General features: G+C 35.3%; 11 protein-coding genes. All 11 read left to right on the top strand.

Features of this window, described 5'->3' with window-relative positions; translation table 11 throughout:
- The first annotated feature begins 788 nt into the window (after window positions 1-788).
- The 11 genes from tssB to BGC07_RS05980 all read left to right on the top strand — a co-directional run bounded on the left by tssB (window position 789) and on the right by BGC07_RS05980 (window position 13,704).
- Window positions 789-1,295 carry a type VI secretion system contractile sheath small subunit gene (gene tssB / locus BGC07_RS06030; protein ID WP_069312369.1) on the top strand — a complete coding sequence of 169 codons (507 nt, stop codon included), beginning with the start codon at window positions 789-791 and terminating at the stop codon, window positions 1,293-1,295.
- 11 nt (window positions 1,296-1,306) lie between these two features.
- Window positions 1,307-2,803: a type VI secretion system contractile sheath large subunit gene (gene tssC / locus BGC07_RS06025; RefSeq protein WP_069312368.1), complete on the top strand. Its 1,497-nt coding sequence runs from the start codon at window positions 1,307-1,309 to the stop codon at window positions 2,801-2,803.
- Between the two features lie 17 nt (window positions 2,804-2,820).
- Window positions 2,821-3,432, top strand: a complete 612-nt coding sequence (locus BGC07_RS06020; RefSeq protein ID WP_069312367.1) for a hypothetical protein — start codon at window positions 2,821-2,823, stop codon at window positions 3,430-3,432.
- Between the two features lie 12 nt (window positions 3,433-3,444).
- Window positions 3,445-4,590 carry a type VI secretion system baseplate subunit TssK gene (gene tssK / locus BGC07_RS06015; protein WP_069312366.1) on the top strand — a complete coding sequence of 382 codons (1,146 nt, stop codon included), beginning with the start codon at window positions 3,445-3,447 and terminating at the stop codon, window positions 4,588-4,590.
- Window positions 4,591-4,617: 27 nt separating this feature from the next.
- Entirely contained in the window at window positions 4,618-5,802 is a 1,185-nt protein-coding gene (locus tag BGC07_RS06010; RefSeq protein WP_069312365.1) for a hypothetical protein, read from the top strand.
- Between the two features lie 90 nt (window positions 5,803-5,892).
- Entirely contained in the window at window positions 5,893-8,880 is a 2,988-nt protein-coding gene (locus BGC07_RS06005) for a hypothetical protein (RefSeq protein ID WP_069312364.1), read from the top strand.
- Window positions 8,877-9,974, top strand: a complete 1,098-nt coding sequence (locus tag BGC07_RS06000) for a type VI secretion system protein IglI family protein (protein ID WP_069312363.1) — start codon at window positions 8,877-8,879, stop codon at window positions 9,972-9,974. Before BGC07_RS06005 ends, BGC07_RS06000 begins: the two co-directional genes overlap by 4 nt.
- Window positions 9,974-11,809 carry a hypothetical protein gene (locus tag BGC07_RS05995; protein ID WP_069312362.1) on the top strand — a complete coding sequence of 612 codons (1,836 nt, stop codon included), beginning with the start codon at window positions 9,974-9,976 and terminating at the stop codon, window positions 11,807-11,809. Before BGC07_RS06000 ends, BGC07_RS05995 begins: the two co-directional genes overlap by 1 nt.
- Window positions 11,796-12,761: a PAAR-like protein gene (locus tag BGC07_RS20075; protein ID WP_069312361.1), complete on the top strand. Its 966-nt coding sequence runs from the start codon at window positions 11,796-11,798 to the stop codon at window positions 12,759-12,761. The genes BGC07_RS05995 and BGC07_RS20075 overlap by 14 nt, the downstream gene beginning before the upstream one ends.
- Window positions 12,762-12,880: 119 nt before the next feature.
- Window positions 12,881-13,171 (top strand): hypothetical protein, encoded by a 291-nt coding sequence (locus tag BGC07_RS05985; protein WP_235602972.1) that lies wholly within the window; start codon window positions 12,881-12,883, stop codon window positions 13,169-13,171.
- Between the two features lie 29 nt (window positions 13,172-13,200).
- Entirely contained in the window at window positions 13,201-13,704 is a 504-nt protein-coding gene (locus BGC07_RS05980) for a hypothetical protein (RefSeq protein ID WP_069312360.1), read from the top strand.
- The last annotated feature ends 20 nt before the right edge of the window (window positions 13,705-13,724 follow it).

The raw sequence follows: 13,724 nt of genomic DNA, 5'->3' as shown, positions 1-13,724 counted from the left end.
AAAAGAACAGGTTCATGAGTTAATAAACTTAATGGTGAAGGTACAGGAGTTTTTCTGAGAAAGGTAGCCTGTTATTTAGGCATGTTGGAAGGACATCAGTGAAAAAAAATTCAGGGCTATATGCATAGTTGTTATTACTTATGGCAAGAAGTATTAAGCATGTTGAAAGCTTAGCCTTTAGAGTGCACAGTGTTTTTAGCGCTTAGGTAATTATAGTATTCTAAAAGTTGATTTCTTATATTGATTAGTAAGTATTTAATTGATACTGATCATGGGTATATAACAGGAAGACTACAAGGTTACCCACGTGACGCGGTATATCTGTCAAGCTTTATCTTGATACAATTTTACTTGATATGATAGCGAGCTGCTTCACTATTTAAAAAAGGCATACACGGAATTTCAGAGTGGCTGTAGCCATCATCATGGGCAAGAGTTTTTTAACTCTATCTATGAGCTTTTTACGATGGGATAAAAACTAAATATTTGTTGCTCTTCGGTTTTCTACTCATCGTGTTCTTCATACTATTTTTCAGATAAATACACCTACTCTTGCACCCTCAGCTAAGAGTGGTGTATACAAAAAATGTAATTTTGTATATTGATCACAAAGATGCAGGTTGTTAATCTACGACCATAAACTTTAATAATTCATTTGCTACAAAGTGCTAAAGCCCCCTGTCAAACCTGAGCATTATAAGGTGGCATTTGTTTAAAGTAAATAATTTGTTGAAATAATTAATATTATCGTGTGGCGAGTAATGTAATCATCTGAGGGAGATGTGAGTGTGGCTATTATCGACCAAGTGCCAAAATCTAGAATAAAAATTCATTACAAAACAGAGGTGAATGGAAAGAAAAAGGAAAAGGAATTACCCTTTAAAATGTTGGTTATGGGGGATTTATCGTTAGGAACCTCAAAAGATCGCCAGATTGACCTTGAGGAAAGAGAAATTCGTGAGGTTAGTGAAAATGTCTCCCTTGATGCCTTAATGGGTGATATGGGGATGTCCCTTAATTTAGACGTTGATAATAAAATTAACCCAAGTAAACAAGCAACGCTTAATGTTAATTTACCAATTAATTCAATGAAAGCATTTAAGCCAGAATCTATTGCACAAAAAATACCAGAGATTCAGTCTCTATTGTTGATGAAAAACATGGTAAAGGAGCTGGAGGCATATGTTGATAATAATAAAAAATTTCGCGGAACCATTCTTGAGTTAATGAAAGATAAAGAAGCACTTGAAAACTTTAAAAAATCACTTCCTAATTTAGAAAACTTCAAAGTATAGTCGGAGATGTGATGGAAGCAGAAGTAAAAGAAAACCAAGTTACAGTTAATACAATATTTAATACTTTAAGTTTAAACGAGAGTCTTTATAAAGATGAGTCGCTCCAAGATGATGAGTTATTTAATATTGTAGGCAAGAACTACTCTGATGAAGAAAGGTTAGTTGCCAGCTTGTGTTTATTGATTGCTAATAGTGAGAACTTAGAAAGTTTTAATAAAGGGCTTATTCAAAGTATCTTAGATAAGATAGATTATCTTATTAATGATCAAGTTAATGAAGTTATCTCGCACAGTAATTTTAAAAATTTAGAGTCAATATGGACCTCGATTAATGATCTAGTAAAAGATACAAATTTTAAAGCTAATATTAAAATTGATCTTTTAGATGTGACTAAAGATGAGCTAGAAGACGATTTTGATTGTAATAGCATTGATATAACCGGTGCTGATTTATTCAAAAAAGTGTATGTAAGTGAATATGATCAATACGGTGGTGAACCCTATGGTTCTTTGATTGGTTTATATGAGTTTAACCGCACTCCTGAAGATATTGCATGGCTTTCAGCAATGGGAAAAATTGCAACAGTTGCTCATGCACCATTTGTGAGTAGTGCCTCTCCTCAACTATTTGACTGTAATTCTGTTGAAGAATTATCATTAGTGACTGACTTAGAAGGTCTGACTTCACACCCTAAGTTTGGCGCATGGAATAAGTTTAGAAAAACCGAGCAGGCAACATATATTGGTTTAACTCTGCCAAGATACTTATTAAGAGTCCCTTATGATCCTTTGATTAATCCCGCAGGACGCTCCTTAAAAACATTTTCTGAAAAAATGAATTATTTTGACGACAATGAATACTTATGGGGTAATTCTGCAATTCTTTTCGCCAAAAACTTAACCAGAGCATTTGAAGTTAATGGCTGGTGCCAACAAATTCGTGGACCTAAAGGGGGAGGATTAATTGAAGGTTTAGCAACGCCAACCTTTAATGTGCGTGGTAAAGAAGAAATCAAAGTCCCGGTAGAGTTTATGATTCCTGATTATCGTGAACTTGAGTTTGCTAATGCTGGATTTATGCCTTTGATCTATGAAAAGGGCACATCAAATGCCTGCTTTTTTAGTACACAATCTTTGAAATATATTGAAGAGTTTGAAGATCCATATGACTCAGAAAACTCACAAATGATAGCGAATTTGGCTTACACATACTCGATTTGTCGAATTGCTCATTACATAAGAGTTATGATGCGAGCGGATATTGGTACAACTGCAGGCGCTGATTATATTCAACAAAAACTAGAGGGGTGGATCGGTAACTATGTAACTGTAATTTCGAATCCAGATGACAGAACAATCTCGTACTTTCCATTTAAAAAAGCACAAATTAATGTCTCAAAAATAAAAGGGAAAGCAGGCTGGTATAATTGCAATATCACTGTATTACCACATATCCAGTTTGAAGGGATGAATGTGGAACTCAAAATTGATACACGTTTAGATAGCTAACCAAAGGAGAGATACTTATGTATAGTAAAATCGATTTTATTGAAGGCAAAGTTGGGGTCGAGTCAAATACGCTGCATATAACGGTTGACTCCAATGGTCCTTTAAGTGGGCCAGCAGCCAGTTATAGTGCTGACTCAGGGCTTTACTTTAAGAAATTTACTTTCAATGGAGATGCTCCATCACAAAACCTTAAAGTATATGACGGTGGCAAAACAGAAAGTGAAGATGCTGCATTTATCGTCAAAGAAATGGTTATTCCTGTGTATGAAGAAAATAGCGCTCGCATGGGGATGATATCAGGGCTCGTGCACAAGCAAGCGAATAAGCAATTTAAAGCGAGTGTATTTACTGAGCTTAAAAATGGTGTGGTGTTTAAATTCTCAGAGGCGAATACAAATCAATTTTGCCACCCAGTTGGTGACTCGGGAACTTCGAGCTCATGGTATCAAGGTGTTGATTTAACCGATGAATTATCGTTTGTTGCTAATGGCCATGATTCAATTACTGTTTCTGATCATGGTGATTATCTTGAGCTTACTATGCAAGGCACTATCACCACCAATGTTGATATTAAGTTGATGGATGGCAATGATGTAAATATCGTTGTTCCTGTCGCATCACAAAAATAGCAGTTATATAGTATGCTAAGACCAAAGTGGTATAATGATCAGTATTTATTTCCAGAGCATTTTGAGTGCTTGACTGATTATTTATTATCACAGTCAAAACATGGGAATTCCTCCATGGGAGTTCCCTGTCATGGTCTTATTAATATTGCCTGGAATGAGTCAGAGTTACGATCAGGGCTATTAAAGTTACTAAAACTTAGTTTTATTACCTATGATGGTCAATATATAGATATTGATAAAAATGCTAAAACTAATTCACTAGACTTAAATAATATCGAAAAAGATAGAGTCAATGTTTATATTAACCTTATTAACTATGAAGATATAGAGCAGGAGACTCAAAACGGTAATATTATCTTACTCAAGAATATAATTGTTTTGTCAACTGAAATTGTTCCATCATCTGCATTTACAATGAAAATTTTCGATATCGATAAGAAAGTTGATGGCAGCTACAAGATAAATGATCATTTTATTGCACCCTCTTTATCAATCGCTACACAGTGTTTTCATCAGGTTGATACTATAGTTAAGCGCTTGATTGATGAGCTGACTCTTTATTCTAGAAAGGCAGAAGTCGCTGCACTAAAAGAGTATAAGGTTATTATTAATAAAGCAATTACTAAATTGAAATTTATAATGATTAACTCTAGAAGTTCTATTCAGTATCACCCATTTTATCTCTTTGAAGCTATTGTTAATATTTACTCTATTCTTGTTAATTCTTATGAGCTAAATTGTGATGGATTAGTTTATAGTCATGATAACTTTTCTATTAACTTTAATAAATTAATTAACTTAATATTTATTTCTTTGTCGAAAAAATTAAATACCTATAAGCACATAGAGTTCTATCAAGATAATAATATAATTTATTCAGACCAGGTTGATATACACGAAGGCTCAGAAATCGTTGTTATTTTAAAGGAAATTACTGCTAAGAGTGTGAAAATTTGCTCACCATCAAGAATTAATACTGTGACATCAATGTCTCTTTCTGGAGTTGCTCTGACAGAGAAACCAGAATATTGCGGTTTATTCGGCGAAAGGTCAGGATATAAGGCATTTACTTTAAATAAAGATTATGAATTCCAGTGTATAAAATCAGAAAAAAATTATCATTGCTTAATTATGATATTAATCAAGGCAATGATTTAGCAATTATAATAATATGAGGGATTAGTTATGGGAAGTGTTTTATCTGCACCAATGAAACCTATTTTAGCTGCAGCGGCGGAAACCGCGATAGATGCTATTTTGAGTGAAAATAGAGATATTAGTGAAGAAAAGCTTCGTGAGGAGTTAAGAGCGAGTCACTCGAATCAAAAGACATATCCTGTAATTAGAATAGAGCTAGCAAAGGAGTCAGGGTTAACGTTTTGGAAATTTTATGAAAAATTTTTTGCTCAATCTGTTGCTAAAATAATAAAAAAAGCAGGGCTTGATTCTAATCAAGAGAGTATTCTTGACCCACGAGTTAGATTTTCTGTCAGTGCAGATAAGCAAAAAGAGCTGGATGCAGCAAAAAGCTTGGCAACAAAAGCTGGCGAGCAATTAAAGCGCTTAGTTGTTGAAGTTAGGTATGCCTATACTAATTTGTATCCCCCCGAATTTTACTCTTTAAAGAGTGTTTCTAAACTTCAATTAGATTCTATTTCTAATTTCATGGACTCAAAAGTAGCGGATAACCTCATTAATTCATTAATAACATTAAGTGGTTATCTTGCACAGGATGAAAAACTGAGAAAAGCAAATAGGCTTGATGATTTTATTTTTTTAAAAAGTCAAGATATGATGATTGTTGCAGTGTTGTGTCGACACTTTTATAACATACTCACTAAGCCCATCTATATATGTAAAGATAACGCTTATAGTTATCATGATAGTATGTATGTGCCTTCAATTTACTTTATGCTTGATGATTTTTCAAAATTCTTGATGAAAGTAAATAGGATGTTTAAAGCCCAATTTGATGATGCAATATCGACACATTTGGCTGGTATTTTTAAAAGCAAAGTAAAGAGTAGAAAGGGAAATAAGAGCTTTGGTGATTACGTTAGAAAATTTTCTAGATCTGTGTTAGGAAAACCCGCAGATGCCTCTTTGAGTGATACCGCTGCATTGCAGAAGGCTGTGAAGGAGGTTACTAAAAGAGGCTATGCTGATGTTATGGTTCAAATCGTCACTAATCATATAGATGTTGATAATCTAGATGAGACGACTGTTAATTCGCTTATTAAAAGTAGTAAAACTGCTACAAGCTTCGAAGAGGCGATGAATGTTGCAGAAAGAATTAATAATGCAACCGGTTTAAATGGAGTGAGTGCAGGGGCTAGTGGTAAAAAAACTTGCATTTGGGGTGACAATTGACTCTGTTATGCGGCAGTTGATTCAAGCCAAAGAAGGAATGATGAAAAAAATACCACTATTTGCATTATCAAACTCTATTAAAAAGTGGATATGCGCCCTCTTTTTGGTAATACACTCTCTTTAATTTCATCAATTGTATTTTCAAAGGATGATGATATCGCGGTATCTGAATTCTTTGATACTTACCTTATTGAAAAGTTGCAAGACTTTAGTCGCTGTATAGACGATAGTGTAGACTCGGTCATTAACTTAATGCATGCAGGTGCTAATAAATTTGAAACACTAGATTTCGAAGGGGAGGTGGCCGCAGAAGAAGAAGTTTTCATGAAAATTTGGCGCTCTCAGCTGTCGACGTTAAAAAGTGATTTTATGGATGATATTTTATTAGGTCATCAGAATGAGCAGTGTGTTAGATTTGAGGAGCGCTTCCCAGCTGAGGCTGCTTTTATTAATTACATATTAAGAAGAAGAAATTTAGTAGAAAAAAACTTATATTCATCTATATCTTACCGTGCTTCTTTATTAATTTTAGTCTCTGCTGTGACAAAAAAGTACTGTCGTTATGATTTTGACACTAAACAGAAATTACCTGAGGGTATGAGTTATACGGCCGAAGAAGGTGAAGTCGTTAATGGTCCATATAAACAGCTGAGAGAAGAAGTCAGTGGTATTGCTTCAAAAGCGGGGGTTAGTGCGAGCTTGGGTGGTAACAGTGTGACTAAATTTGGTCATAAATTTAATCAAGGTTTAGATGGGGGAGAAATACTTGCTAGCTTTGGAGAGCGTTATTCAATACCGCCTTCTGCACCTGAAGGACCAGTAGCTCCTGGAGAAGGTGATGCTGTGGAAGGAGATGCGACAGTTGCAATTGCAAGGCAAAAAGCAAACAGGTATCGCTATGTGACAGGAGGAGAAGATCCTGTAGCAGAAGAGTTAAAAGCTAAAATAAGTAAAAACTCTAGTAATATGGTCGTTGAAGCAATTAATCTTTGTAAAACTGACTGTAAGAAGGGTTCGGTCGTACCTCTAGTTAGAATGTATGCGACGATTTTAATTAGCTGCTTTGAACAATTAGTTTTGCTGCATGCCTCAAGACGTTATTTATTAAACATCATTAAGTTATCAGGAGATTATATTCTATCAACCCATGAAGAAGATATTACAAAATACTTAACAGCTGTTGAGAATGTTAATGACGAAGTTAGGTCAGTACTCTATGATTTGAAAAAAATAGCTGAGTATAGCAGCTTGAGAAATCACTCAAGTGGTTTTAAAAATATTATGAGTCCTTATTACGATAAAATATCTGAACTTCTCGAAGAATATTTAAGCTTTGGGAAGGATATCAATTATGCTAAAGAATCTATTAAAGCGTCCAAGCAAATATTAAAAGAGAGTAGTTACAGTGTTGCTGATGATATTAAACATAATATCAACGCATTTAAATCCTTATTCGGCTACTGTAATATGGCGTCTCAAAAAATCGTCTCTCAAACTCAAGTTGTTATGACTCCAGGAGATCATGGGATTGTTCAGCAACAAAGGGATTATTATAGTAGTTTAGGCGTTGCTGATAGGCTGAAACTTAGTCAGAAAATTAAGGAAATTACGACTCAATACTTGAATGAATTCTATAAAAATTTATGTTTTGTGATGGAGTATATGAGAGCATCTGGCTTGATATTCCTAGATGCTTCTGTCACTTTTGATACTCTTAAAAGTCAGTCAGTCAGTTCAATATCAAGGGCAAAGATAAAAATTTCGAGCTCTGGGGATATTATACATCCAGCTATTTCAGGTATTCTATTTAGTAGGTATGATGAGAAGGTAAATGAGCTTAAAAGTAAATTGATGGAAATATTTTACCCCTCAGACCATGCTAGTAAGCAGAGGTGGGTGGTAGATTTTTACAAAGAGTTTTCTTCTCCTCAATATTTCTCTGGACTTGTTCCATTTCAAGCAATAGTGACTGCATGCTCTAGCATGAGTAGAGCAGGAAAGGTTAATAAGACTTTTAGTCACCCTTCGAGACTTCAGTTGTTTGTTGTAAGCTTATTACAGCATTCTGGAGCGTCAGCCTTATATCTGTCTTTGTATTTGTTAGGAAAAATATGCGGGTATAAATATTTTGTTAAATCATCTTCAGGCCAACTTAGTAGCGAGTTTACATCACTAATTTCATGTGCAAAAAATATGTTTGCTGAAGTCATTAAGCTATCATCCTTATTTGGATTTTGTCTTGATAAGGAAAAATTAAATAAAATAATACATTTTGTTGGAGCAGAGGTTGATTTTTCTTCGGTTAAAGAGTTAGATACTGATGAAGTTAAACTAGTTGATGCTAGTCTATCTGGTGAACCTGCTGATGCCCTCCAAAACCTTCAGAATGTTAAAGCACGTTATTGTTTTAACTTGATGAAAGGTAGTGAGTTAAAACCTCGTGCTAAATTAGATGAAAAAATAACTGGGTTAGAGCAAAAGCAGTTGATAAAGACTTTAAAATCTTTACAGGGAAGAGTAGTTGCTCAAAACTCTAAAGGTGCTTTAAAGTTAGATGCTATTATCGACGGAGCTAGAACAAAGGGATTGAGTTCCGAGGAGGATAAAATATGTGACCTTATTCTTATTTATCCTAAGGCGTCTGACCTGTATGAGTCTCTTGCTGTTCTCTCAAAGGTAAAATTAGTGCCTAGTAGACCTGCCTACACCGGCTTAGACAAAAGATATTATACTAGTGTTAATGAAGCTTTTATAGAATATAGTAAAAAATGTACTGAACTCAATGAATTGCTTAAGAAACGTGAAAAAAGTTTTAGGTTTTCTGCAAAATCAGTCTTGTATAAAAAAGATGAAACTAAGAAGGATCTTGTGTTCTATTTATATAAAAATTTATATAAATTTCAAGCTAATAAGGGGAATAAAATATCTCACTTCAAGATAGATACTTATAAGAGTATGTTTATTCAACCCAAGCATTTGTCAAAACATGACTTAGAGTTTAGTGCTAGTTCAGTATTAGAAATTAGATCGCTTAGTGAAAGAGACCAAAAGAAAGCTGATGCGGTAGCACAGCTATGAACGAGTTAATAACTAAGCATATTTATGACCTTGACTATGACTTAGCGCTGGGTTTAATCCAAGCTGAGGTGGTGAACGAAGGTGGTGTTAGTTTACAGATGCTTTCTTACCTTACTGTTTGTCAGTATGTTGTTGAAGGGTGCATTTCTGCGAATATTGTTAAGCTAAATGATTATATTCAAGGTGAAGATTTTAATAATAGTAAGACTAAAAAAAATGAGCGCAGTCTTAATTGGATTTTTGAAACTATTAATGATCATATCGCGGATAATGGCTTAGTATTGTGTGAGGATATTGAGCCTATTCTAGATAGCTTAGCTGAATTTAAAAAGTGCAGTCCAGAGAGTTTTAATATTCGTGCTGGGGTTAATCGGCTGGTGAAAACACTTAATGGAGAAATTAATAGGAAGCTTAATACGGTTAATAACGAAGAAAAAATAACGGATGATAAGAGCGAGACACATGATAGCCATGATGGTCAATACAGTGTGAAGTCTTCAAAACTTGAATTATTGTTCCAGCGTATAAAGTTATGTATGGAATTATGTAATCAAGAGCGCATATTTGAAGCAGCATTGTTTTATAAGAATATCCAAGAAGAAGTTAAAAATTTTGACCCTATCAGTTATTTTCCTGAAGTTTTTATTCCCTTTTATCAGAACTTGTCGAAGTCTTATGTGAAAATACATGGCTTTATCGATAAGCATCAAGAAACTTTGGAGTGGCATATTGCCGAACAGATGTATAAAGCGAGCCCTGAAGGGCTTGTCTCTGGCGGTGAGGTTTTTCAAAGTGATGCTTTAGTTGCTATGAATGAGATAACAGACTTTGTGCGAGAACATAAGTCTATTTTGCCTAATGCAGGAGTGATTGAAGCTGGAGGATTTTCTAAGTTAAATTCTGATATGGACGATAAATTAAATAGCGAATTAAATGGAAATTATAATAATAAGCTAGATGAAAAAGATAATATTGACCATGACGATATAAATGATAATTATGAAAATGAAGATAATCATATCAATGATCAAGAAGAAAATTGCTTGAATGAGATTGCAGATGAGTACGATTTTGATATAGAGTTTGATGAATAATGGCTTTTGATGTCCAGCAATTTAAAGAACTGCATGGTAGCCTGCATCAACCTGGGGCTGCAACCACAGGCATTGATGAAAGTATCGAGCAGCTAAATAACGCTGATATACAAGCCGTTGCTGAATTTTCGCAAACCCAAGAAAAGCGACCTGTATTTGCTGATCCGCTTGCAGCTTGTCAATATCATGCACAAAAGGTTCAAGATGCTGTAGCAATGGATAAGCAGGCTTTATTCTTAAGTCCTGAGGATTTAAATGATAAAACTGCAAGCCAGATTGCTGAATTATCAGACCGTTCTCAACAGCAGTTGCTTGAATACCATAAAATTCAAAATCGGGCACCACAGGCTTATCATTTGCAGGAGCTTAAATCTTCTTTAGTGAACCTTTATGATAAACACCAAGTGCCAGGAGATACGAATGGAGAATCTTTTGACCAACTGCAAGAAAGTGTGAATCAAATCAATAATACACTTAAAATAGCAAATGGTAATATTCCTAGTAAGGCAGCATTAGCTACAGCGGGTGTAGCAACAGTAGGGGCAGTTACTTGGTTAGGCTATAGTGGGCATCATGCCAGTGAAATTGTTAATAGTGATGCAAAGCCATCTGATCAATCCCCTTTTGATTGGGAAACTTCTGAGAATTCACTGCAAGAAAGCATGAGTCGATTTTTTGAAGAGGGTAATGCTTCGGTGGTAGCCTATGGTTCTAAAGCAAAAGATAAAACTGCTGGAGGAGGGTGGCTAGGGTATAGTCAGGGCACATCAACGCTGAATGAAAACGAGCTTAGGGATGCGCTAGATCAACATGTTGGGCAAATGCAGCAGCAACTCAGTGCAGTGGGTGCAAACCAGTCAGCAGTGCAGCAGAACACGCAAAATTTATTGATGATGCAATCAATGATTAATAACTGGGGGGATAAACCACCTTCACTCGATCAAATTCCCCCTCAGCAATTGGAGCAACTAAATGGTGTGGTTGATAACCAATATCAACAGCTTATTAATAATTACCAGAGCTATAACCCCTACCCTCAAGCTAAAATTGATGAGATTAATGATCAACTCGATGAGAATAATTCTATTGTTAAACTCTCATCACAGGTGGATCAAGCTAATATACAGGCAGAAGCATGGCAGCAATGCAGCACTTGCGCGGACTTCTCAGCAGCTGATGTAGGTGCTATGGCAGGCTATGCTGACACTTTTAATCAGCTTGCCGGTGGTTTATCGAGTATTGGTTATAACGGTTTTGATGCACTTGCGAATAAAGTGTCAGATTACCAAGATATTTTAGGCGGGGCGCAGTTAGGGTTGTTAGGTGCATATTCAAGCCAAAAAGATGCATTATTGCAGCAGGCTCTAGGAGTCACTGGTCAGTTATCTGATATACAAGGGGCTTTATCGGCATTCAATAGCCAGATGAGTTTAGCGGATAAAATGGCTCTGGTTGACTCTCTTGCGCTGTCTCTTTCTAATCTTGATATGACACAAGCCGCTTTACAAAATCAGTTAGAAGCGATGGTCGTGAGTACTGCACTGACCGAAGCCAGTGAGGCACTGAAAAATAATATTGAGATGGATGTCTGTGGCTTAGCATTGCCGCCTTTATTTAATGTAGATTTTTCCATGCCAAGTTTAAGTTTGGGCTTGCCAAGTATTAACTTATTAAAGCTCACTGAGCTGGCTAAGTTACTAGAAGGCTTATTACCCTCTATGCCCAGTTTCCCATCAACTAATTTTAATCTTATTGAAAATATTTTGAAAAAAATTAAAGATATGTTAGATAAAGTCACAAGTTGCGCAGGAAGTGCTGCAGGTGGCATTTTTTGATAAAATAGCGGGTTTATTTGATTTTTCTTTGCCTAATATTTTAGCTAAATTAAAATCATTGCTGTCTAAATTAACAAGTGTTTTTGATAGATTTTCAATGTGCGGTAATATCTCATCGATTCTTGCTAAGTTAATAGCTGCGGCAACGGGCTTGGTTGGAGTTTTTGCAAATGCACTTTCTCTAGATAGCATTACCGGAGCACTTGATAAGCTAAAAGGGATGTATGACAGTTTAAAAAATCTTGATTTTATGCCAGATATATTGAAACTTCATGTTGATGGTTTATCTCAATTAAAAGGGATTGGTGATTGTTTTGATGGCATGAAATCTTTTGTGACCGGGAATATTGATACTGCTTTAGCAAAGCTGCAAGGCTTAGTGGCTAAGGCGCTAGCGGCCTATCAAAATATTTTAGCAATGATGCAAGGCTTTTTGCCGACAATGCCATCGCTTGATATGGGAGGGTTAATGAGCTTTTTGCCTGGTATGACAGGTATTATAAATGCAATTAATGAGGCTATAGCTTGTTTAGCATCAAGCTTTGCTGCATTTGCTGGTAGCGTTGACGGTGAGAGTTTAGGGATTGCCTCTGGTGCTACAGTCAAATGTGATAAGGGCCTTGCAGAAATGCCGCTAAATATTATTCCGTTAGGTAAAGAGTATGGGCCAGGAAAGTCTATGACGGTGATGCTTAATGTTATTCCCTATTTAAATATTCCAAGCTTCGGTTCATGCATGTCTTCATCTAACCCATTAGCGATTGCTAATTTCGGCATCTTACCGACCACATGTATTCCGCTAGTGACTCCTTTTTTTCCTACGGCGGTATTAACTAAAGTATTAGACATTCCTGTGGCTACAGATAAAAGTGAATGTTACTGCATATTTAGCGCATTAAGCTCTAAGCTCACAGTGGCAGATCCTGGGCAAGATGAGATGACGGTAACTTAATGATGACACAATCAATTATATCTTCAATCGTGAATGACAATGAAGGAGTTCATTTATATACATCGAATAATGATAAAGTTTTGACACTTTCTCTGGACTTGGTCAAGGAGTTATTATCGATGACAGCAAATGCTACTTTAATAAAATCAGAGGAAAATACGACATTATCTGTTGATGATAGTAAGATTAATATCAATAAAGAATCAATACAATTTTCTATTAATGATGAAACCTATATTCGTTTGGAGAGTGGTAAAATTGAGTTGGCATGTAGTGGCAATATCATTGATTTAACGAGCTCAAATATTCAAGTGAATGGTAGCGATGTGAAAGTCTCAGCAAGTGGCTCGGTAAATATTAGCGGCACGCAGGAAGTTGCTCTTAAAGCAATGACAGTTAGTGCTTCATAAAATAACACATAGTAAAACAATTAATTTAAATGTCGTATATTAATAATCAGTCATTAACAATCGATGTTACTTGTTATGATAATAACTTTGCTGAAATAGGTCAGTTTTCTATAGGCAATGCTTATATTGAATCAGTCGATTACCATCGGTATCAGTATGGGGTGTCAGGTCGGGTCGTATTCTATGAAAGTCATCTTAAAGAAAGCGATGATGATGTTGAAGAGCAATATCTATCAAAGGCAAGCTTGATTAAGTTAGTAGTTAAAGCATCAAACAGCATGGCAATTGATAAATCTGGGCAGGAGTATGAGTTATTAATGACTGTATATAGCCAATGCCCGCCTAAAGCGATATACTCCATTAATTATATTAATAATTATAGTAATAAAAAAATAACCATTGATTTTTATGACCCGCTTAAGGTACTTTTATCAACATTTTTATGTTTTGATGTTTTTTCAGGAGCTTCATATCAGGATATTTTTTCAAAGTATATAAATTTATTAGATCCTAATAAAAATTTATTGAGTTAACAATTGATGGCTCTGTTAGT

It is taken from the genome of Piscirickettsia litoralis (assembly GCF_001720395.1).
GTDB lineage: Bacteria > Pseudomonadota > Gammaproteobacteria > Piscirickettsiales > Piscirickettsiaceae > Piscirickettsia > Piscirickettsia litoralis.
The sequence above is the reverse complement of the archived record's forward strand: the minus strand, read 5'-3'. Positions and strand labels throughout refer to the sequence as shown.

Coding starts and splice junctions, on each gene's coding strand:
- tssC (WP_069312368.1), top strand. CDS start 1,307: ATGGAAGCAGAAGTAAAAGAAAACCAAGTTACAGTTAATACAATATTT.
- BGC07_RS06020 (WP_069312367.1), top strand. CDS start 2,821: ATGTATAGTAAAATCGATTTTATTGAAGGCAAAGTTGGGGTCGAGTCA.
- tssK (WP_069312366.1), top strand. CDS start 3,445: ATGCTAAGACCAAAGTGGTATAATGATCAGTATTTATTTCCAGAGCAT.
- BGC07_RS06010 (WP_069312365.1), top strand. CDS start 4,618: ATGGGAAGTGTTTTATCTGCACCAATGAAACCTATTTTAGCTGCAGCG.
- BGC07_RS06005 (WP_069312364.1), top strand. CDS start 5,893: ATGCGCCCTCTTTTTGGTAATACACTCTCTTTAATTTCATCAATTGTA.
- BGC07_RS06000 (WP_069312363.1), top strand. CDS start 8,877: ATGAACGAGTTAATAACTAAGCATATTTATGACCTTGACTATGACTTA.
- BGC07_RS05995 (WP_069312362.1), top strand. CDS start 9,974: ATGGCTTTTGATGTCCAGCAATTTAAAGAACTGCATGGTAGCCTGCAT.
- BGC07_RS05985 (WP_235602972.1), top strand. CDS start 12,881: ATGACAGCAAATGCTACTTTAATAAAATCAGAGGAAAATACGACATTA.
- BGC07_RS05980 (WP_069312360.1), top strand. CDS start 13,201: ATGTCGTATATTAATAATCAGTCATTAACAATCGATGTTACTTGTTAT.